Consider the following 19,433-nt stretch of genomic DNA (forward strand, 5'->3'; position numbering starts at 1 on the left):
CATGGGAGCGGGACACGCGCACCGGCTCTACCGGCACGGGCACTCCCCCGTGCACGCCCTGCCTCCGCACACCAAGCTGGCGGCCGCGTTCGCCTTCGTCGTGGTCGTGGTGTCCACCCCGCGCGAGGCGATGTGGGCGTTCGCGGCGTACGCCGTCCTGCTCGGGTACGTCGCGTACCGCGCGCGCGTGCCCGCCGGTTTCCTGCTCGGACGGCTGCTGATCGAGGTGCCGTTCGTGGCGTTCGCGGTCCTCATGCCGTTCGTGGCGGAGGGCGAGCGGGTGCACGTGCTGGGCCTCTCGCTCAGCGTGAACGGGCTGTGGGGCGCCTGGAACGTGCTCGCCAAGGGCACGCTCGGCGTCGCCGCCTCCGTGCTGCTGGCCGCCACCACCGAGCTGCGTGAACTGCTGCTCGGGCTGCAGCGGTTGAAGCTGCCGCCGCTGCTCGTGCAGATCGCCTCGTTCATGATCCGCTACGGCGACGTCATCACCGACGAGATGCGCCGGATGCGGATCGCCCGCGAGTCGCGCGGCTTCGAGGCGCGCGGCGTACGGCACTGGGGCGTGCTCGCCAAGTCCGCCGGCGCGCTGTTCATCCGCTCCTACGAGCGCGGGGAGCGCGTGCACCTGGCCATGGTGAGCCGGGGGTACGCCGGCTCGATGCCGGTCATCGACGAGGTGACCGCGTCCAGGGCGCAGTGGTCGTACGCCCTCGCACTCCCCTGCGCCGCCCTCGTCGTCTGTCTGCTGGGATGGGTCCTGTGAGTACTGCTTCCCTGGAGGTCTCCGGCCTCGCGTTCGCCTATCCCGACGGCCATCAGGCTCTGTTCGGCGTGGACTTCTCGATCGGGCGCGGCGAACGGGTCGCGCTGCTCGGCCCGAACGGCGCCGGCAAGACCACCCTCGTCCTGCACCTGAACGGCATCCTGGGCGGCGGCACCGGCACGGTGACCGTGGCCGGGCTGCCGGTCGGCAGGCAGCACATGGCGGCGATCCGGCAGAAGGTCGGCATCGTCTTCCAGGACCCCGACGACCAGCTGTTCATGCCGACCGTGCGGGAGGACGTGGCGTTCGGGCCGGCCGCCGCCGGGATCAAGGGAGCGGTGCTGGAGGAGCGGGTGCGCACGGCCCTGGCGCGGGTCGGCATGCAGGACTTCGCCGACCGGCCGCCGCACCACCTGTCCTTCGGTCAGCGCCGCCGGGTCGCCGTCGCGACCGTGCTCGCGATGGAGCCGGAGATCCTGGTCCTGGACGAGCCGTCCTCCAACCTCGACCCGGCCTCCCGGCGCGAACTCGCCGACATCCTGCGCTCCCTGGACGTGACGGTCCTCATGGTCACGCACGACCTGCCGTACGCCCTGGAGCTGTGCCCGCGCTCGCTGATCCTGAGCGACGGCGTGATCGCGGCGGACGGCCCGACCGGCGAGCTGCTCTCCGACGACGCCCTGATGCGGGCGCACCGGCTGGAGCTGCCGTTCGGCTTCGACCCGAAGTCCGTGACAATGGGCGCGTGACGAACCAGGACCCCGCCGCCGAGGGCTCGCTGCTGCTGGACGACCAGCTGTGCTTCGCGCTGTACGCGGCACAGCGCGCCGTGACCGCCGCGTACCGCCCGCTCCTGGACGACCTGGGGCTCACCTACCCGCAGTACCTCGTGCTGCTGGTCCTGTGGGAGCGCGGTGAGACCAGCGTGAAGGAGCTGGCGGGCGCCCTGCGCCTGGACTACGGCACCGTGTCGCCGCTGCTGAAGCGGCTGGAGGGGGCGGGCCTGGTGCGCAGGGAGCGCGCGGCGGACGACGAGCGCTCGGTGCTCGTCGCGTGCACCGGGCGCGGGGAGCAGCTCAAGGAGCGCGCGGCTCGCGTGCCCGGCGCACTGCTCACGACCACGGGGCTGGAAACGCAGGAGATCACGCGGTTGCGCGAGGAGCTGTGGAAGCTCACCGAGCGCGCCGACGCGGCCGCCGACCGACGCTGATCTCGCGTTACCCGCGGTTGCCACCCCCTGGCGGCACAGACCGACCTACCGGCCGGTACCTTGTGCGCGATGTACTTGTGCGCCACTTGTCCCGGGGGAGGCCAACCTTGACCGCTGACACCGCTGACACCGCTGACGCGGCTGTCGAGACCCGTCCGACGAAGATCATGTACGTCGCCGAGGCAACCGCCCACGGTGGCCGGGACGGCTATGTCACCAGTCAGGACGGCCAGATCGAGCTGAAGGTCGCGATGCCCCCGCAGCTGGGCGGAGACGGCAACGGCACCAACCCCGAGCAGCTGTTCGCGGCCGGCTACAGCTCCTGCTTCCACAACGCGCTGATCCTGGTCGGCAACCGCGCGGGCTACGACCTGACCGGCTCCACGGTGGCCGCGAAGGTCGGCATCGGCCCGAACAAGCACCGCGGCTACGGCCTCGCGGTCGCCCTCAGCGTCTCCCTGCCGGTCCTGGACCGGGAGATCGCGGAGAAGCTGGTGGACGCTGCGCACGAGGTGTGCCCGTACTCGAACGCGACCCGAGGCAACATCGACGTAACGATCCTCCTCGGCTAGCGCAGCAAAGGAATCCCAGGCTGACAGTGGGTGTTGCATGCACTGTCAAAGGTGAGCCGAGAGGGATGAGCGGGCGTGGACGTGAACGGCGTGGTGGCCGAGGGCTTCGAGCCGGTCAGGGAGGCGTTCGCGGCGAACTTCGCGCTGCTCGGGGAGCGCGGCGCGGCCGTCGCCGTGTACCGGGACGGCCACAAGGTCGTCGACCTCTGGGGCGGCACCAGGGACGTGGACGGTACGGCCCCCTGGGAGCACGGCACCGCACAGGTCGTGCGCTCCGCGACCAAGGGCGTCGCCGCGGCCGCGCTCCTGCTGCTGCACCAGCGCGGCGAACTGGACCTGGACGCCCCGGTCGGCACGTACTGGCCCGAGTACAAGGCGGCCGGCAAGGAGCGCACGCTCGTCCGGCACCTGCTCGCGCACCGCGCCGGCGTGCCCGTACTGGACCGCCCGCTGACTCCCGAGGAGGCGGCCGATCCCGACCTCGGGGCGGCGGCCGTCGCCGCGCAGGCGCCGGTGTGGGAGCCGGGCACGGACCACGGCTACCACGCGCAGACCTACAGCTGGCTCACCGGCGAGCTGGTCCGGCGGATCACCGGGCGGCCGGTGGGCGCGTGGGTGGCGGACGAGATGGCCGCGCCGGCCGGCGCCGACCTGTGGCTCGGCCTGCCCGTGGCGGAGCAGGCGCGCGTGGGCCGCGTCGGACCCGTGGAGGCACCCCGAACGTCGGGCGCGCTGAAGACCCGCCCGAAGCGGTCCGTGTCCGAGGCCTACGCCGACCCGGACTCCCTCACCCGGCGCGCCTTCGCCGCGATCACCCCGCTCCCGGACGAGAACGCGCCCGCCTACCGCGCGGCCGCCCTGCCCGCCTCCAACGGCATCGCCACCGCCGACGGCCTGGCGCGCTTCTACGGCTCGCTCATCGGTGAAGTGGACGGCGGCACGCGTCTGTTCACCCCCCGGACCATGGAACTGGCCCGCGCCGAGCAGTCCGCCGGACCGGACCGGATCCTCGTCGTGGGCACACGGTTCGGCCTCGGCTACATGCTGCACGGCAGCGCGTCCCCGCTGCTCTCCCCCGGTTCCTTCGGCCACCCGGGCCGCGGCGGCGCCCTGGCGTTCGCCGACCCGGAGACGGGCGTCGCGTTCGGCTATGTCACCAACGGATTCAGGAAGAGCGTGACGGCGGACCCGAGGGCGCAGGCGCTGGTGCGGGCGGTGCGTACGGCGCTCGCGTAGGGCGCTCGCGTAGGGCGCTCGCGTAGGGCGCTTGCTCAGGGCGCGTGCGGCGCCGCACGCGCCCCTTGGGCGTCACACGTTGATCGGGTGCGACGTCCGGCCGGACGCCGCGTCGATCTCCCCATGGGCCTTGGTCAGCAACTGCATGGCCAGTTCGTTGAGCGCGCGGGCGCCCGCTATCTCCTCGCCGACCCGTGGCTGGTTCGAGTCGACGCGGTGTCGGCTCGCGCTCCCATGGGCCCGGACCTCGCTGCCGTCGGGCAAGCGCACCAGGGCGACGGCGCGCGTGTGCGTGTCGTCTTCCTGGAATTCCAGCTCCACGTGCCAACCCACAGCGGTGTGCATCATCTCGACCACCTCCGGAGAACCACTGATACCAGGGTGCTCCCGCGCGCGCGGAACGTCACGCGGAGGCTCGGTCGGTCCCGTCGCGGCCTTTGGGCCGGCTCAGCCGGCCGGCTCAGTCGCCCGGCTTCTCGTCGAAGCTGGCGAAGTAGGCGGCGGCCATGTCCTCGTCGCCGTGCCCCTGCGCGGCGGCCCGGGCGAGCCGTTCGGCCGTCGCGGCGGCGACGTCGAGCCGGACCCCGCCCCGCTCGCCCGCCTGCACGATGAGCCGGGCGTCCTTCGCCGCGGTGGCCACGGCGAACGACGCCGGGGACAGCTTCCCGTCGAGCACCAAAGTGGCCTTGGCCCGCAGGTACCCCATGTCGAGCGGCCCGCCCCGGATCAGTTCGAAGAAGTCCTGCGGGTCGACGCCGAGGGCCTGGCAGAGGGCCAGCACCTCACCCGCCGCCGCGGTGGCCGTGAGGACCCAGCTGTTGGCGACCAGCTTCAGCCGGCTGGCGCTGCCCGCCGCCCCGTCCGCACCGGTCCACACGGTCCTGGCGCCGACCGCGTCGAACACGGGCGTGACCGTCTTCCGGCCCTCCTCGGGCCCGGCGGCCAGCACGGTCAGCTGACCGGCCTCGGCGGGCTGGCGGGTACCGAGGACGGGGGCGTCGTAGAACACCAGCCCGTGCTCGTCCGCGAAGGCGGCCAGGTCGGCGAGCAGTTCGACCCCGGCGGTGGTGCACTGCGCCCACACCGTGCCCGGACGCAGCGCCGGGGCGGCCTCGCGCATGACCTCCAGGACGGCGTTGCCGTCGTACAGCATGGTCAGCACGACGCCGGCGCCCTCGACGGCCTCGGCGGGCGTTTCCGTGGCCCGGATCCCGTTCGCGGCCAGCGGCTCGGCCTTCTCGCGGGTGCGGTTCCACGCCCGGACCTCGAATCCGGCGCGGGCGAGGTTGCGGGCCATGGCGGCGCCCATGATGCCGGTGCCCAGGACACTGACGGTCGGCTTGTCGGTCATTGACGGCTCCCTGTCGTACGGTTCCTGTCCTCGTCGTCCGCGATCATCTTCGTACGGACGACCCTCAGGACCGCTCCTTTCCGGCGGCGGCGCGGGTCAGCTCCGCTGGAAGAACTCCACCTCCGCCAGGGCCAGGTGGCGGCCCCGGGTCAGACCGACGGGCGAGCGGAGCACCAGGCGTACCGTCTTCGCGTCGCTGATCCCGGTGGGGATCGTCTGGGGCCCCGGTTTGTCGCTGAGGGTGACCTCCTTGTGGTGCTTCTCGCCGTCCTGTGTCGTCACCTCCATGTCCAGCTGGAGTGCGCGTGCCTGGCGGGCGTACTCCTCCGGGGACGAGGACGCGCCGTTGGTGATGATCACGTCGACCAGCCGGAACGGCTTGCGGAAGGTGTAGGTCACCGAGGCGCCCGGCCCGGGCGCGCCCCAGTAGCGGTTGCTCAGCCCGTCCGTGGTGTCCGTCGCCGGATGCCCCTGCACCTCTGCGCTCGCCTTGACCTCGGCCGGGGTCACGGACCTGGCCTTGCCCAGTTTGTCCCGGGTGTCCTCGAACAGGGCGCGTCCGGCCGGCAGCAGCAGGAAGGCGCCCGCGCACAGCGCCAGCACCACGGCCAGGATCACGAAGAACCGGAACGCGCGGCCCGAGCCCGCGCGGGTCCGGCGGCGGAACGGCCACACCGTTCGCCACCACGGAAGCGGGGCGGGCTTCGCGGCGGGCGTCAGCTCGGCGGCGCAGCGTCGGCAGAAACGGCGTTCCGGCTGGTTGAGGGTGCCGCAGGCGGGGCAGGGGCGTCCCGTTCCTTCGTCCGGCGCGGCGACTGGTCGTACGACGGGGCGGGGAGCCACGGGCTTTGCGGGGCGTACGGGGCCGATGGGGTCCGGCGCCGATGCGGGTGCCTGCGGCGCGCGGGCCGGGATGGTGGGAGCAGGTGGAGTGGGGGGTATGGCGGCCTCGGCTTCGCCTTCGGCCGGGTTGTTCCCACCCGCACCACCCGTGCGGATTTCGTCGTCGGGTGCGGGTGGCCCCTGTGGGGCGTCCTCGCCGTCGGCGGCCGGCGGTTCGTTCGTCGTGGCAGCGGCGGGGCCACGGGTTGCGGGCGGTTCGTTCGCGGCGGACTGGGGTGGAAGGGTGGTCTCGGTGCGGCCGGGGGCGGCGCCGGAGCCCTCGGTGTCCGGGGTGCTCGTCCCCCTCACCTCACCGCGGCCGCGGCCGGTCAGCCGGTCGCGCAACGATGAGGTGCGGGTGCGCGCGGCGGGCGCCGGGGTGGGCGTGGAGGCGGGCGCGGACGCGGAGGCGGAGGCGGACTCGGACGGAGGCTCCGAGGACGGGGTCGACGGCTCCGGCGGCGCAGGTGTACCCGAAGCCGACGGCCCCGGCGCCGCAGGCGTACCCGAAGCCGACGGCCTCGGCGCCCCACCTGTACCCGAGGCCGGCCGCTCCGGCGCTGCACCTGTACCCGAGACCGACAGCCCCGGCGCCGGAGATGTGTTCGGCGCGGACGGATCCGGGGCTGCCGGCGAGGGTGTGCTGGAGTCGGACGAGGGTGTGCTGGAGTCGGACCAGCCCAGGTACGCGCCGCAGTTGCCGCAGAAGTCGTCCGTGGGGTCGTTGGACGCCCCGCACGCGGGACACGCACGCATGACGTCACCTCCCTTCGTCGGCGGGCGGGGCGGACAGGGCCTCCACCCGGAAGGCCATGTGCACCGGGCACATGGCCCGGACGATCTCGCGGACCCTGACCACGTCGATCCTGACCACGTCGGCCCTGACCACGTCGACCCGCGCCTCGCGGGGCGGCCACACCCGGACCAGGACCTCGGCGCCCGGGTCCGGCGGTAGCTCGGTACCCGCGGTGCTCGACCACGTCGCGCCGCCGTCGCCGGTCACCTCGGCGTGCACGCCGAGCGCGAGGTGCAGGGCCTCGACCAGGCCACGCCTGGTGCCGCGCCACCGGTGCAGCTCCACCGCGCGGCCGACCGCCTCGCGGCGCAGTTCCACGGGCCACTGCGGGTCGTCGGAGACGCCCACCCACGACGCCAGCCAGGCCAGGAAGTCGGTCGGGGTCACCCGGGGGTCGAGGTAGGCGGGCAGGTTGTCGAGGGTCGCGAACACCGGGGCGAGGACGGTGTCGAGACCGGCGGTGAAGCGTTGCGCGAAGTCGTCGTCGGCGTACAGGGCGGGCAGTTGCTCGCCGATCGGGTACCTGCTCGGCAGGCCGGGCACGGCGGCGCGGCTCATCCCCGCGCCTCCGGATCGACGGCCGTGACGACCACCTGGTGCTGGTAGGAGAAGACCAGCGCGCCCGGGGCCACGTCGATGCGGTCCGACGGGGCGCCGCGCCGGCCGGTGATCGGGTCGGCGGGGAACAGCCGGATCTCCTCCACCAGGGCGTTTCCGGTGGCGCGCTGCAGGACGCCGAAGACGTCGCCGTACTGCACCGGCCGCCCGAACGGCCAACCGGTGCCGTCCGGACCGCCGTTCAGCGGGTTGAGGTGCCGGAACAGCGCGTCGAGCGCCGCGTCGCGCACCCGGTCGGTGTCGCCCGGCGCCGCCGCGAGCCGGGCCACCACGGTGACGCCCTGGTACACCGGCGGCTCCACCACAAGGCGGGTGCCGATCAGGCGCCGCTCGTCGAGGCTCTTGGTGATCGCTTCGAGCACCTGGTCCGAGGGGATCAGCTGCTCGAAGCGGAGCCGGTCGTCGCCCTCGTCGGCCACCGCGTCCGGCACCACCAGGACCCGTACCGCGCCCGGACCGTCCGCGGCGGGCAGACAGCGGACCCGGCGTACCGAAGGCGCGGCCTGGCGGCTGATGATCTCGTAGTCCTCGGCGGTCACCGCGCGCTCCTGCATCCGCAGCACCTCCGGCGCCCGCAGCTTGGCGTTGGCGACGGTCTCCCCGGCGACGCCGCCCCGGGCCGCCTCCCGGTTGGTGACCCGGGCGACGTACGGGACGGAGCTGCGCAGCACGGAGATCGCGCCGCGGGCGACGTTGCCCGCCGGGCCGCCGCCGGTGCGGTAGCGGGCCACCCGTATCTGTGCGCCCTTGGGCGGTACGGCGCCGCACTGCCGCAGCGTGCCGTCCGGTTCGCGCAGCGCCGGGGGGAAGGTGAACTCCCCGGTGGTGGCGTCCACGCGGACGTGCCGGTCGGTGGGTCCGGAGCGGCCGAAGTGCTCCACCACCTGCCAGCGCTGCCATCCCTCGTCCGAGGACACCTCGACCACGGGGGGCTCGCCGTCGAGGAGGACCGGCGGGCGGCCGAGCCGGAACGTCTGCCCCGAGACCCCTTCCGAGGCGCCGAGCGGCACATCGGTCACGGTCTCCGCGTGCTCGACGGACATGGTGCCGCCCACGGTGAACACGGCCGCCTCGCGCACCGTCGGGGACTCCGAGTAGAACGGCTGGCCCGGCTCCGCCTCGGTCACCCGGCAGCGCAGCCAGCCGGCCCGGATCCCGCCGATCACCGACGCCGTGTGCCCGGCCGGTACGTACACGATGACCTCGCCGGGCCGGTTCAGCCCGCCGGTGGTGTCGGTGCCGGTCTCGCACCGCTGCCAGCCGCCGCCGTCCCAGGCCTCCCACACGAGCGGGGGCTGGCGCGGGTCCACGCCGACGCCCTCCACGCGGCTGTCCAGGCGCACCGCGACGACACAGCGCGGCACCGCCGTCGGCAGGCCGAACAGCAGCGCGTCGCCCGGCTCCGGTGCCGGCTGGAAGCAGGGGATGTCGTGGCCCTCGGCGAGCACGGCCGTCCGGTCGGTCTGCTGACCGGACCGGGGTGCGGTCACCAGGCGTATCAACTCGCTGGGGACGATGCGCAGTTCGTCCGTGGTCGTGAACACCACGGCCTCGTCGGTCTCGCCGCCCGCGGTGGTCACCTCGGTGCCCGCGGGCAGCGCGACCGTGTCGGGCTGCGGCGCCGAGAGCCAGAAGTCGACGTCGGCGTGGGCCGCGGTGGGCGGGAACAGACGGATGTCCAACAGGTCGAGGAACGCGGTGTAGTTCTTGTCCGGGACCCGGTTCAGCCGGTACAGCAGCTGGTCCACGAGGTAGGCGAACGTCTCGATCAGGGTGACGCCCGGGTCGGAGACGTTGTGGTCGGTCCACTCCGGGGCGCGCTGCTGCACGTACCGCTTGGCCTCGTCGACGAGTTGCTGGAACCGCCGGTCGTCCAGGTTCGGGGAGGGCAGGGCCATCAGTGAGCGCCCGCTTCCTCGGCCCCCTCCTCGGAGGGGATCGTGTAGAAGGGAAAGACCAGGTTGCGCCGGTCGTTGGTGGAACGCACCGTGTAGTGCACGTCGATGTAGAGGGTGCCGTCCTCGACCGCGTCGAAGGCGACCACCACGTCGTCCACCGCGATGCGCGGCTCCCACCGCTCCAGGGCCTCGCGCACCTGCTGCGCGATGCGTCCGGCGGTGGCGCCGTCACCGGGGGCGAAGACGTAGTCGTGGATGCCGCAGCCGAACTCGGGGCGCATGGGGCGCTCGCCGGGCGCGGTGCCGAGCACCAGGCGGATCGCCTCCTCGATCTCCCGCTCCCGTTCGACCATCGCGATCCCGCCGGTCGGCCCGACCCGCAGCGGGAACGCCCAGCCACGGCCGATGAACCGCTCGCTCATCACACACCGCCGATCAGGACGTTCGGGGCGCCGGTCACGATCATGGCGCCGCACGTCGTCTGGTCGCGCGCCCGAGCGGCCGGCAGCCCGCCGATGAGGACGGTGCCCCGGGTTGCAGCGGCCGGGTTCGGCATGATCACGTTGCCCGGTCCCAGGGCCGCGTGCGGCGGCACCACGCAGGTGTGCAGGCTGCCCACGACGGCGGCGGGGCGGCCGCCGATCAGCACGGTCGCCACCGCCCTGGCGGCGGCGGGCGGCGGGGCGGCGATCACCCCGCCGTGGTTGGTGGGGTCTCCGGTACGGGCTGCGGCGGGCATGCGGCGCTCCTTTCGAGTCGAGATCTCGGGGCAGGGGGTCAGTTGATGCGGATGAGCTTGGCCTTGAGGACGCCGAGCAGGCCGCCGTCGACGGTGACGTTCGAGCTGCCGCTGACGCTCACCGTGCGGCCGCCGATCTTCACGCCGACCCTGCCGTTGATGTCCACGTTCGTGCCCGACACGCTCACGTTGCCCCGCCCCGCGTCCAGGGTGATGCCCCTCCTGTCGAGCTGGACGGAGGTGAGGGGTTGCCGGCTGCCCTTCCCCGCGTACACCTTCAGCTCGATCCGGTCCCGCCGGTCGTCGAGGAACACTTCGAGACGCTCGTCACCGGTCATCAGCCGCACCCCGGAGCGTCCCGGTGCCCTCGCGTCCAGCAGCTCCATCCGGTGCCCCGAACGCGACACGATGGAGCGGCGGTTGACCTTCCCGCTGGTCCTGTCGATCAGCGGGACGTCGTGCGGCGACGGCTTGTCCACGCCGTTGTAGAGCCCTCCGATGACGTACGGGCTGTCCAGCAGGCCCTGTTCGAAGCCCACCAGGACCTCGTCGTTGACCTCCGGGCTCACCACGCCACCGCCGCCCTTGCCGCCCCACTGCACGGTGCGCACCCAGTCGGTGACGTACGTGTCGTCCAGCCAGGGAAACTTCAGTTTCACCGAGCCGCGCTCGGAGCCGCCCGGTTCGCGTACGTCGGTCACCACGCCGATCGCAAGTCCCGGCATGCGCGGGCCACGGGACGGCGCGTTGGCGCCGGTCACCAGGCCGGTGAGCGAGCGGTCCGGGCTGGCACCGACCCACACCGTCGTCCGGTACCCGCCCTGCGGTTCGAGAACGTGCTGCACCGCCGTCGCCGTGTACTTGCCGGAGAACGCCTTCCCGACGTTGCCGAGCGCCACGGGCTTGCCCGCCCGCAGCTTGGGGTTGCCCACGGCCACCACCTCCAGCTCGCCGAAGCCCGCACTGACCTGGGCGGCCACCGCGTCGGCAACCGCGGTCGTCTCGGCCTGGGTGCGGTACGGGGTGTCGGTGACGGTCAGCTTCGACGACTTGCCGAACCGGGCGGCGAACGCCGGGCTCAGGCCCGGCACCACCGTGTCACTGTCCACCGACGGCTGCCGGGACACCAGCGGCCGCTTCGTGGTGACGTCCCAGCCGCGCACCTCCACCTGCTGCGCGCCGTCCGCGGCCGACAGCGAGGCCCGCAGCGCCAGCAGGTTCCGCCCGTACTCCAGCACCATCGGGTTCCGGGTGGCCGAGGTCGACGGCGCGGGCGCGCCGGACGCCTTCTGCGGCTTGGTGAACTGCAGCAGCCCCTTGTCGTCGACGCGCACCTGCGCGCCGCTCTCGGCCGCCAGGAACTGCAGGAAGTCCCAGTCGGACACGTTCGCCTGCGACAGCTGCTTGTACGTGACCGGCGCGGCCTGCACGGTGCCGCAGGCCAGCCCGGCCCCGGCGGCCACCTTGCGGACGATCGCCGCCGCGGTCATGTTCCGGTACGCCACCACCTTGCGGCCGCGCTGGAGGCGGTGCGCCTTGGAGTAGGCCCGCACCACCGTGAACGAACCGGTGCTGTCCCGGTCCAGCTCCAGGGCCGTCACCTCGCCGTTGAACAGCCGCTCGCGCGCCTGTCCGCTCACGGTCACCACGGACACCCTGAGCGGGGTGCCGATGGTGATGCCGGTCGCCGTCAGGAACTCGTGGTCGGGGTCGCGGAAGGTGAGCACCGCCGCGTCCGGCAGGCCCACGTTCTCGTCCACCACGCAACTCACCAGCTGGGCGGCCCAGATCGGCGGAAGTTCGCCGGGTGTCTCCACGACCGGGTCCGCCGCGAACGACCGGCCGCCCTGTTCCCCGGATATGCTCACCGCTCCTCCTCTGCACCCGCGTCCCGCAGCGCCGGCACCACCAGTTCGGTGCCGGGTACGAGCGCCATCGGGTCGTCGATCTCGTTCGCCTCGGCGATGGCCCGCCAGGCGGTCGCGTCGCCGTACTCCCGCCAGGCCAGCAGGGCCAGGCTGTCGCCCGCCACGACGGTGTGCGTACTGCGGGCGGTGCGCGCGCCGGACGTCGGGTTCTGGCCCGGCGGGTCGACGCTCGCCTCCTCGATCGACAGCGCGCACGTGGCCCGCAGCGGTTTGCCGTCCACGTCGAAGAGCGTGTACGTCACCGACAGGCTGGACAGCACCCCGTCGAACGAGGTCGTCCGCGCGGTGCCCCACTCGAACCGCACCCACGGACTGGCCGGCTTCTTGCGGCCGAGGCTCGCCGGAGTCGGCACGCACGCCTTCATCAGCTTCTCCACCGCCAGTTCCACGGAGTTGTCGTGGGTGGCGGTGGCGTCCAGGAACACCTCCAGGCTCAGCTCACGCGGGCCGCTGCCGACGAACTCGGGCAGCGCCGACTGCCCCGCCATCCGGGACGGGGAGCGCCGCCACTCGGTGGTCTTGCGCAGCTCCAGGGTGGAGGGGTTGAACTGGAGGTTCAGCCGCGCGATCGTCCCGCCGGGCTTCGCGCCGACGGAGGCCGGGGGCTCCTTCAGCGTCAGCTGGGCCCTGGCCCGACTGGAGCGGGACGCTGGGGACATGCCGGGACTTCCTTTCCGGGACGAGGGCGAATCACTGGCCAGGGGAGGCTCGATGATGGTGCGTCAGGAAGGGCGAAGCCCCTCGTGGGCGATCTCCAGGGTCTCCACCGCGGCCTGCGAGCTGTTGGGGTCGAAGGACGGGCCCTGCCAGCGCACCGGGACGATCCCGAACACCTGCCAGCTGATGATCCGGGTCAGGTCGGGCTTCAACGCCACGATCTCGCCGTCCTTGGGCTCCACCCGCCTCAGCGTCTCGTCGAGCCAGCGGGCGATCTTCGCCGTGTCGGCGGTGACCGGCCGGGTGAGCGTGATGTTCGACCAGGTCACGCGGCCGGGTAGCTGCCAGGTGAAGTCATTGTTGCCGCCCTCCGCGTAACTCTCCATCTCGACCTCGGCGCCCATGCCGGAGCAGGTCTGGAAGGCGCCCAGGTCGTTGCCGCCGATCGCGAGCCGGAAGAACACGCTCGTCGCGAAGATGTTGTCCGTCATTCGTCCGTCATCCGTCCGATCCGTTCCGTGCCCTCAGCGGCGTCCGTCGTAGGGGCGGCCCGTGCGTTCCCGGCCGCGCCGCAGCTCGGTGCGCAGCAGCCGGGCCATCGGGTCCAGCAGGCGGCGGGCCAGGTCGTCCAGGTCGATGCCGGGGTCCTGCGGTGCCTCGACGCGGTGGGGCGTGCGCTTGCTGGAGGCGGACAACTTGGAGGACGCGGAGGACGTGGACGACGTCGAGGACGTGGTGGGTGTGCCGGACGGGTGTTGCTTGCCGCGCGCCGGGGCCGACTTGGCCGGTACGCCCTTGGACACGGTCTTCCCGGCGCCTGAGACCTCGCGCTGGACCGGGAATGCCGCCGGGCTGTTCCCGCCGGCGCCGCCCGCCGTCGATCGGGAGCCTGGTGCGACGTTCCTCGGCCGGACCACGGGAACGGTCCCTTCCGATGCCGGTGCCGGTGCCGACATGGCCGGCTGGCGGTCCGGAAGCGGCGGCGCCTGCGGGGCGGTCACCGGCAGGGGGCGCCCCGGTGCGGCGGCGGCCCGGGCGAGCGGCCCGGAGGTCTCCGACCCCGGCGGTGCGGGGCGTACGACTGGGACGCGCTGGACGTTTTCCGGGGAACTGGTGCTTTGTAGCGCCGAGTTGCCCGGGCCGTGCGCGGTCGTGGCTCGCTGTGCGTGAGGTGTTGCCGGGGAACTGGTGCTTGGCATCCCCGAGTTCTCCGGTCCGTACGCGGTCGCGACCCGCTGTACCTGAGGCGTCACCGGGGCGCCTGCGGACGGGCTCGGGCTCCGGGACGGCCACGCGGACGCCCCGGTGGGCGGCGCGGGGTCGCCCTGCGGGGCGGCCGACGCGCCGGGCCAGCGCATGGCCACCACGGGACGGCCGCCGGTGCGGGAGGCAGCGGGTTGCGCCACCCCCTCCGGAGCGCGGGTGTTCACGGCGAGCGGTCGCGCGTGGAGCAACTGGAGGCTGCGGGGCGCCGCAGGGACTGCGTGCGCCCCGGAGCCGGTCGCGGTGAGAACGCGCGGGTCGGCTACGCCGCGAGGTCGGTCGGCCGTGGTGCGAGGTCGGTCGGCCGCGGTGCCGAGGGAGTGGGATGCCGTCGGTGCGGACGGCGGATCGGCGGCAGGGGGCCGGCCGCCTTCGGTGCGCTCGGTGCGCTCGGTGGCTGCTTCGGCCAGGGCCCGGGCCACGACGACCGGGCCCGGGGCGCCGGGTCCCTGGGGCCGTTGCCCGCCCGGGCCGGGCCCGCCGGAGGTCACACCGGAGCGTGGCGCATTCCCTGCCGGGCCTGCCGAGCCTGCCGTACCCGCTGCACCTTCCGGCACTGCGGCCGGAGACGGCGTCACCAGCGGTGTGGCCGGCCCGTCTCCATGGCTTGTGGGGCGGGGTGACGTGGTGCCCCCTGTGGTGGGCTCGTCCGCGAGGCTGCGCTGGACGTCGACAGCCCCCAGCAGCGGCGCGTCCGCTCCGCCCTCTCCCCGCCGGAGGGGTGCCGCCTCTCCGGGCGCCAGGTCGCGATCCGCCGCGGACGGTGCCGGAGCGGCTCCGGCGCCCCTGTCCTGGTGGGCCGGGGCGCGCTGGACGTCCGGGCCGGGCGCCGTACGAGCGGCGCTGGCACCGGACGCGGCTGAACCGGGCAGGTCGGCGCTCGGCGGCATCGCGGGCAGCGGCGCGCCCAGGCCACCTCGCACACGTGCGCCGCTCCGGGCCGGGCCGGCAGTCCGGCGCGACTCGTCGGTGCCGCCCGGGGTGCCGTGGGCCGTCCCCTTCCCTCCGCCGTCGGCCGGGCGCGGGGCGCCGTGGTTCGTCCCCCTTGCATCGCCGTCTGCCGAGCGCGAGGCACCATGCCTCGTCCCACTCGCACCACCGTCGACCGGCTGCGAGGCACCATGCCTCGTCCCGCTCCCGCCGCCGTCAGCCGACCGCGAGGCACCATGCCTCGTCCCGCCCGCACCACCGTCAGCCGACCGCGAGGCGCCAACTGCGCCTTCCGCTGTGCCCTCGGCGTGCCGCTGGACGACAGGAAGCGCCCTACCGGACACGGATCCGGCGCCGGGCGGAGGCTGTGGGGCGGGGGCGGCCTGCGTCGGCGGAACGGCCGTGGCGGGCAGCTCGCTCAGTGGGGCGCCGAGAGGTGCGCGGCTCGCCGTGCGGGTGGCGGCACGCTGTACGGGGGCGGTCGAGGGCACCCCTGTACCGGCCGGTTCGGTCGTGGCGGAGTCGGGACCGGGTGCCTCGGGGGCGCCGCCCGCGGTCGCCGGGGTACCGGCGGGCCGCAGGGCGGGGATGCGGCGTGCGGGTCCGGCCGGGCGCAGGGCGACGGTCAGCCGAGTCCCCACCGGCCGGAGTCGGACGGCAGGGTGGGACGCCTCCGGCTGTCCGGCTCCGCGAGCGGATGGTGAACCTGCCTCCGGCCGGGATGCACCCCCAGAGTCCCGCTCGGACGCGGAGCGGGCCATGCCCGCGCCGGCTGCTGTGCCTGGAAGCACCGCCACACGTCGTACCAGCGGAATCTCCCGAGCGGCCGGCGGGCGGCCGGTGTCGGTGGGAGTCACGACCGGAGCCGTGCCCGGCGCCGCGGCGCGTTGGACAGGGGGAGGCGACGAGGAGAGCACGGCCGGGGAATCCCCAGACGTGAGGCCACGGTTCTGCGGAGCCCCGCTCGAACGCCCCTCCCCCGCCACGTTGTTGCCGCTGTTGCCGCCGCCAGCGGCGGGCCGTACGGCGGAGGCAGAGGCAGAGGCAGAGGGCAGCGAGCCGGACGGGACCGTACCGGACGGCCTTGAACCAGACTGCGCTGAACCAGACGGCGTTGAACCGGACGGCGTTGAACCTGACGGCACTGAACCTGACCGCTCCGAGACGGACGGCCCGGGACCCGACGTCCGCGCCCCCGCACGCGCCCGGCGCTGCACCTGCGGTGTCCGGCCATCCGGCGTCCGAGCCGTGCCGTCCGGGGTCCCGGCATCCGGAATCCCACGGCCCCGCGGCCCCTCCGCCCCCTCCGTCCCGTCCGCCCCCTCAGGGCGCAGCGCCCGAAGCAGCAGTGGCCCCCCACCGGTGTGGGTGGGCCGTGCGGCGGCCGGGCGCGTGACTCCTCGTACGAGGCCGGTCGGGGCCGTGGGCTGCAGGGCGTGTCCGAGGCCGTTGTCGAACGACGGGTTCTGCCAGGCGGCGAGGCCCGCGCGGAAGGTGAGGCCGTCGCTGACGCCGAGCGGAGCGCGGGAGAGGGTCAGTTCGGGCGCGGCGGTGCGGCGCCAGCCGCCGTCCCAGTCGTGCGGCACGGAGGGAACCGGCGCGGTGGAACCCGAGCCGCCGGGCGTGCTCGGGTCAGGGCCCTCGCCGGTGCGCCCCGCACGCCGCGGGCGTTCCGCGGTGTCCGGTCCTCCGGTGGCCCGGCGGCGCAGCCAGTCCCGCCATGCCATGTGCTCAACCGCCTTCGTTCATGCGGGTGTTGATGCGGGCGATCTCGGCCACCCACTGCTGGCGCTCGCCGTGGGTCAGGTCGAGGATCTCCTCGCGCTGCCAGTGGAAGTGGTAGGCGATGTACGCGATCTCTTCCCGGAGCCGGGGAAGGGCGTACGTCACGATTCCCCCAGGCGCCCACCCGAGAGGTCGACCTCGAAGCCGCCGTCGCAGTGCGGGCAGGTCACCGCCGCACGGGTGTGGCCCTCGCTGTTGACGCGGCGGTAGAAGTCCTGGAGGAAGGCGACGTCGGTGGCGTACATCCGTTCCACGATCCCGGCGTGCACATCGGTGATGTTCCCGAGCCGGGTGATCACCTGGCTCAGCAGTACGACGCTCAGGTACGCCGGGTTCTCCTTGACCCGCAGATCGATCTGGGGCCGCAGCTCGTCCCGGGCCGTGGCCAGGCGCATCGAGCCATGGCGATGCACCGTGCCCGCCTCGTCGACGTACCCGCGCGGCAGCTCGAACTCGAACTCGGTGCGCAGGCCGTGGTCCTCCCGGGGCGCCGGGGCGGCGGCCGGAGCGGCCGCCACCTGTTCCGGCGCGGCGGCGGGTGCCGTGGCGGGTGCCGTGACCTGGAGCAGCTCCTCCAGGTTGCCCGCCGTGACCGTACGACGCCTCATTCGACGACGATCTCCTCGAACACGATCGTGACGGACTCGGTGGCCGCGGACGACTCGCCCGCCTTCAGGGACGGGCCTTCCCACCTGGAGGCCCAGCCCTGCATCAGCTGGATGCGGCGGACCGTGTTGCCCTCGGTGTCCTTGATCTCGATAGTGAGGTTCTGCCGTGCGGAGTTCACGGCCCCGTTGTTCAGGGTCTCCTTGATCCACTTGGTGAACTCGCTGCTCTGGTCGAGTCCCCGGGTGATCGTGATCTCGCCGGCCTGCCGGGCGCCCGGCTGCTTGCGGATGATCTGCTTGCCCTCCGAGGTGACCTGCTTGACCTCGACTACATCCTCTTCGACGGTGAACCCGCTGATCTCCTGGATCGACTCGACCATGTAGCCGCCGAGCTGCACGCCGAAGACGTGGGTGGAAAGAGCATCGCCCGTTGCCATGACTGTCTGTCAACCTTCCTTTGCAGAACCGCGGGTCACTCGTCGATGAGGCTGGTGGTGTCGGAGAACTGGGCCAGCCGGAAGACCACGAACTCGGCGGGCTTGACCGGCGAGACGCCGATCTCGCAGACGACCCGGCCCTGGTCGATGGACTCCTGCGGGTTGTTGTCGCGGTCGCACTTCACGTAGAAGGCCTCTTCGGCGGTGCGGCCGAACAGGGCGCCACGGCGCCATTCCTCGCTGAGGAACGCCGTGACGTTGCGCCGGATGCTCGACCACAGCCGGTCGTCGTTCGGCTCGAAGACGACCCACTGGGTGCCCAGGAGGATCGACTCCTCCAGGTAGTTGAAGAGACGGCGCACGTTCAGGTAGCGCCAGGCCGGGTCGGAGGAGAGGGTGCGGGCGCCCCAGATCCGGATGCCCCGGCCGGGGAAGGCCCGGATGCAGTTCACGCCGATCGGGTTCAGCAGGTCCTGCTCGCCCTTGCTGAGCCGGGTCTCCAGGTCGACCGCGCCGCGGATCACCTCGTTGGCGGGCGCCTTGTGCACACCGCGCTCGGCGTCGCTGCGCGCCCACACACCGGCGATGTGCCCGCTCGGCGGGACGACGGCGTTGCGTCCGGCGGCCGGGTCGAAGACCCGCACCCACGGGTAGTAGAGGGTGGCGTACCGGGAGTCGTAGCCCGCCTCGTCGTTGCGCCAGGTGCGCACCTGCTGGGCGGAGAGCCCGGGCGGGGCGTCCAGGACGGCGACCCGGTCGCCCATCTGCTCGCAGTGCGAGATCACGGCGAGTTGCACGGTGCGCACGCCCTCGGCGTCGATGTCGCCGCGCTGGTAGGCGCTCATCAGGTCCGGCACCGCGACCATGGTGATCTCGTCGATGGTCTCCAGGCCGCCGAACCCGGTGCGGGCCCCGGCGTCACCGACGTACTCGGCCGGGTCGAGGCGGGACACCGCGTCGGAGCCGAGCACGGCGGGCGCGGCCGGGGCGTCGGCCAGTGCCACGGTCTGGTTGGCGGGCCTGCTCTGGGTGGCACCGCGCTGCTCGGTGACCTCGATCAGCTTGGAGGCGCGGGCCTGGTTGACCAGGTACCCCTTGACGTTCTTGCGGGCGGAGACCTCGTACGTCTCCGCCACCTGGTCGCCCTGGCGGACCAGGACCTTGAAGCGGTCCTCCGGCGGGTTCTCGCCGTCCGCGTCAACGACCTCCACCGATACCCCGGAGGTGCCGGGCTTGGCCGCGACCAGGAAACCGCCGAGTTCCGCCGGTTCCACGGCCTTGGTCTGCTGCCGCTTGGCGCCCTGGGCCGCCGGCGCGGAGGTGTCCTCGGCGGATCCGCCGATCCGCACGATGTACGCGGCGCCGCCGCCGTTGGCGAAGTAGCCGTAGACCGCGTGGGGCAGGTAGGCGCCCTCGGTGAAGCCACCGAACAGCTGGGTGTACTGGTCCCAGCCGGTGACCAGCGTCGGCGCGTGGAACGGGCCGTTCTCGGCGAAGCCCACGAACGCGGCGACAGCGGTGCCGACCCCTTCGATCGGCCGGGCACCGGACTGCACCTCCTCCACGTACACGCCCGGGGTGAGGTACGTCGGCATGCTCGCTCCTTCGCGTCCTACGGGTCTGTCAGCTGTGTCCAGGCCGAGTCTGGGCGGGAGGTCCGCCGGGGCGACAGGGACGCGGAGACCTGGCCAAGGGCAAGATCGCTGCCTTTGACTGCCCACTCGGGCGGTCCGGCCGCCGCCCGGACTTGCCCTCGTTCT

At 73.4% G+C, this 19,433-nt stretch carries 20 protein-coding genes; 5 read left to right on the forward strand and 15 right to left on the reverse strand.

Annotated features, from left to right (window positions below; translation table 11 throughout):
• The first annotated feature begins 1 nt into the window (after position 1).
• The 5 genes from cbiQ to ACFYZZ_RS16380 all read left to right on the forward strand — a co-directional run bounded on the left by cbiQ (position 2) and on the right by ACFYZZ_RS16380 (position 3,781).
• Positions 2-763, forward strand: a complete 762-nt coding sequence (gene cbiQ, locus ACFYZZ_RS16360) for a cobalt ECF transporter T component CbiQ (protein ID WP_389176046.1) — start codon at positions 2-4, stop codon at positions 761-763.
• Positions 751-1,512: an energy-coupling factor ABC transporter ATP-binding protein gene (locus tag ACFYZZ_RS16365; protein ID WP_389176048.1), complete on the forward strand. Its 762-nt coding sequence runs from the start codon at positions 751-753 to the stop codon at positions 1,510-1,512. Before cbiQ ends, ACFYZZ_RS16365 begins: the two co-directional genes overlap by 13 nt.
• Entirely contained in the window at positions 1,509-1,973 is a 465-nt protein-coding gene (locus ACFYZZ_RS16370) for a MarR family winged helix-turn-helix transcriptional regulator (protein WP_389176050.1), read from the forward strand. The genes ACFYZZ_RS16365 and ACFYZZ_RS16370 overlap by 4 nt, the downstream gene beginning before the upstream one ends.
• Before the next feature lie 167 nt (positions 1,974-2,140).
• Positions 2,141-2,545, forward strand: coding sequence for an organic hydroperoxide resistance protein (locus tag ACFYZZ_RS16375; protein ID WP_389176868.1), 405 nt, complete (start codon positions 2,141-2,143; stop codon positions 2,543-2,545).
• Positions 2,546-2,620: 75 nt separating this feature from the next.
• Positions 2,621-3,781, forward strand: a complete 1,161-nt coding sequence (locus ACFYZZ_RS16380; RefSeq protein ID WP_389176051.1) for a serine hydrolase domain-containing protein — start codon at positions 2,621-2,623, stop codon at positions 3,779-3,781.
• A 72-nt stretch (positions 3,782-3,853) separates the two neighbouring features.
• On the opposite strand, the gene ACFYZZ_RS16385 is transcribed toward ACFYZZ_RS16380, so the two are convergent.
• From ACFYZZ_RS16385 to ACFYZZ_RS16455, 15 genes are all read right to left on the reverse strand, one after another.
• Entirely contained in the window at positions 3,854-4,129 is a 276-nt protein-coding gene (locus tag ACFYZZ_RS16385) for a DUF1876 domain-containing protein (RefSeq protein WP_389176052.1), read from the reverse strand.
• Positions 4,130-4,241: 112 nt separating this feature from the next.
• A complete protein-coding gene (locus ACFYZZ_RS16390) occupies positions 4,242-5,132 on the reverse strand; it encodes an NAD(P)-dependent oxidoreductase (RefSeq protein ID WP_389176053.1) in 891 nt (296 codons plus the stop codon).
• A gap of 96 nt (positions 5,133-5,228) precedes the next feature.
• Positions 5,229-6,323, reverse strand: a complete 1,095-nt coding sequence (locus ACFYZZ_RS16395) for an NADase-type glycan-binding domain-containing protein (protein ID WP_389176055.1) — start codon at positions 6,321-6,323, stop codon at positions 5,229-5,231.
• 451 nt (positions 6,324-6,774) lie between these two features.
• Positions 6,775-7,368, reverse strand: a complete 594-nt coding sequence (locus tag ACFYZZ_RS16400) for a phage tail protein (RefSeq protein ID WP_389176057.1) — start codon at positions 7,366-7,368, stop codon at positions 6,775-6,777.
• Entirely contained in the window at positions 7,365-9,326 is a 1,962-nt protein-coding gene (locus ACFYZZ_RS16405) for a putative baseplate assembly protein (RefSeq protein ID WP_389176059.1), read from the reverse strand. Before ACFYZZ_RS16405 ends, ACFYZZ_RS16400 begins: the two co-directional genes overlap by 4 nt.
• On the reverse strand, positions 9,326-9,748 hold the full coding sequence (locus ACFYZZ_RS16410; RefSeq protein ID WP_097254132.1) for a GPW/gp25 family protein: 423 nt from the start codon (positions 9,746-9,748) through the stop codon (positions 9,326-9,328). The genes ACFYZZ_RS16405 and ACFYZZ_RS16410 overlap by 1 nt, the downstream gene beginning before the upstream one ends.
• Positions 9,748-10,065 carry a PAAR domain-containing protein gene (locus tag ACFYZZ_RS16415; protein WP_389176061.1) on the reverse strand — a complete coding sequence of 106 codons (318 nt, stop codon included), beginning with the start codon at positions 10,063-10,065 and terminating at the stop codon, positions 9,748-9,750. The genes ACFYZZ_RS16410 and ACFYZZ_RS16415 overlap by 1 nt, the downstream gene beginning before the upstream one ends.
• 38 nt (positions 10,066-10,103) lie before the next feature.
• Entirely contained in the window at positions 10,104-11,933 is a 1,830-nt protein-coding gene (locus ACFYZZ_RS16420) for a VgrG-related protein (RefSeq protein ID WP_389176063.1), read from the reverse strand.
• Complete coding sequence (locus ACFYZZ_RS16425; protein WP_145876483.1) at positions 11,930-12,652, reverse strand: LysM peptidoglycan-binding domain-containing protein; 723 nt, start codon at positions 12,650-12,652, stop codon at positions 11,930-11,932. Before ACFYZZ_RS16425 ends, ACFYZZ_RS16420 begins: the two co-directional genes overlap by 4 nt.
• A 63-nt stretch (positions 12,653-12,715) precedes the next feature.
• The gene (locus ACFYZZ_RS16430) at positions 12,716-13,141 is read right to left on the reverse strand and encodes a phage tail protein (RefSeq protein WP_386573280.1); all 426 of its coding nucleotides are present in this window, start codon (positions 13,139-13,141) and stop codon (positions 12,716-12,718) included.
• Positions 13,142-13,174: 33 nt separating this feature from the next.
• The gene (locus ACFYZZ_RS16435) at positions 13,175-13,453 is read right to left on the reverse strand and encodes a hypothetical protein (protein WP_389176066.1); all 279 of its coding nucleotides are present in this window, start codon (positions 13,451-13,453) and stop codon (positions 13,175-13,177) included.
• A 3,121-nt stretch (positions 13,454-16,574) separates the two neighbouring features.
• Entirely contained in the window at positions 16,575-16,733 is a 159-nt protein-coding gene (locus tag ACFYZZ_RS16440; RefSeq protein WP_163014002.1) for a DUF6760 family protein, read from the reverse strand.
• On the reverse strand, positions 16,730-17,236 hold the full coding sequence (locus ACFYZZ_RS16445) for a hypothetical protein (protein WP_389176068.1): 507 nt from the start codon (positions 17,234-17,236) through the stop codon (positions 16,730-16,732). The genes ACFYZZ_RS16440 and ACFYZZ_RS16445 overlap by 4 nt, the downstream gene beginning before the upstream one ends.
• Positions 17,233-17,673, reverse strand: coding sequence for a phage tail protein (locus ACFYZZ_RS16450; RefSeq protein ID WP_389176070.1), 441 nt, complete (start codon positions 17,671-17,673; stop codon positions 17,233-17,235). The genes ACFYZZ_RS16445 and ACFYZZ_RS16450 overlap by 4 nt, the downstream gene beginning before the upstream one ends.
• A 35-nt stretch (positions 17,674-17,708) precedes the next feature.
• Positions 17,709-19,268: a phage tail sheath family protein gene (locus ACFYZZ_RS16455; protein ID WP_389176072.1), complete on the reverse strand. Its 1,560-nt coding sequence runs from the start codon at positions 19,266-19,268 to the stop codon at positions 17,709-17,711.
• Positions 19,269-19,433: the final 165 nt, after the last annotated feature.

This window comes from Streptomyces sp. NPDC001816, from assembly GCF_042892235.1.
In the GTDB taxonomy this organism is placed as follows: Bacteria; Actinomycetota; Actinomycetes; order Streptomycetales; family Streptomycetaceae; genus Streptomyces.

Excerpts from the sequence above, each read along its gene's own strand:
- ACFYZZ_RS16455 (WP_389176072.1), bottom strand. The coding sequence starts at position 19,268 with ATGCCGACGTACCTCACCCCGGGCGTGTACGTGGAGGAGGTGCAGTCC.
- ACFYZZ_RS16400 (WP_389176057.1), bottom strand. The coding sequence starts at position 7,368 with ATGAGCCGCGCCGCCGTGCCCGGCCTGCCGAGCAGGTACCCGATCGGC.
- ACFYZZ_RS16410 (WP_097254132.1), bottom strand. The coding sequence starts at position 9,748 with ATGAGCGAGCGGTTCATCGGCCGTGGCTGGGCGTTCCCGCTGCGGGTC.
- ACFYZZ_RS16415 (WP_389176061.1), bottom strand. The coding sequence starts at position 10,065 with ATGCCCGCCGCAGCCCGTACCGGAGACCCCACCAACCACGGCGGGGTG.
- ACFYZZ_RS16385 (WP_389176052.1), bottom strand. The coding sequence starts at position 4,129 with ATGATGCACACCGCTGTGGGTTGGCACGTGGAGCTGGAATTCCAGGAA.
- cbiQ (WP_389176046.1), top strand. The coding sequence starts at position 2 with ATGGGAGCGGGACACGCGCACCGGCTCTACCGGCACGGGCACTCCCCC.
- ACFYZZ_RS16445 (WP_389176068.1), bottom strand. The coding sequence starts at position 17,236 with ATGAGGCGTCGTACGGTCACGGCGGGCAACCTGGAGGAGCTGCTCCAG.
- ACFYZZ_RS16375 (WP_389176868.1), top strand. The coding sequence starts at position 2,141 with ATGTACGTCGCCGAGGCAACCGCCCACGGTGGCCGGGACGGCTATGTC.
- ACFYZZ_RS16450 (WP_389176070.1), bottom strand. The coding sequence starts at position 17,673 with ATGGCAACGGGCGATGCTCTTTCCACCCACGTCTTCGGCGTGCAGCTC.
- ACFYZZ_RS16390 (WP_389176053.1), bottom strand. The coding sequence starts at position 5,132 with ATGACCGACAAGCCGACCGTCAGTGTCCTGGGCACCGGCATCATGGGC.
- ACFYZZ_RS16425 (WP_145876483.1), bottom strand. The coding sequence starts at position 12,652 with ATGTCCCCAGCGTCCCGCTCCAGTCGGGCCAGGGCCCAGCTGACGCTG.
- ACFYZZ_RS16365 (WP_389176048.1), top strand. The coding sequence starts at position 751 with ATGGGTCCTGTGAGTACTGCTTCCCTGGAGGTCTCCGGCCTCGCGTTC.
- ACFYZZ_RS16430 (WP_386573280.1), bottom strand. The coding sequence starts at position 13,141 with ATGACGGACAACATCTTCGCGACGAGCGTGTTCTTCCGGCTCGCGATC.
- ACFYZZ_RS16405 (WP_389176059.1), bottom strand. The coding sequence starts at position 9,326 with ATGGCCCTGCCCTCCCCGAACCTGGACGACCGGCGGTTCCAGCAACTC.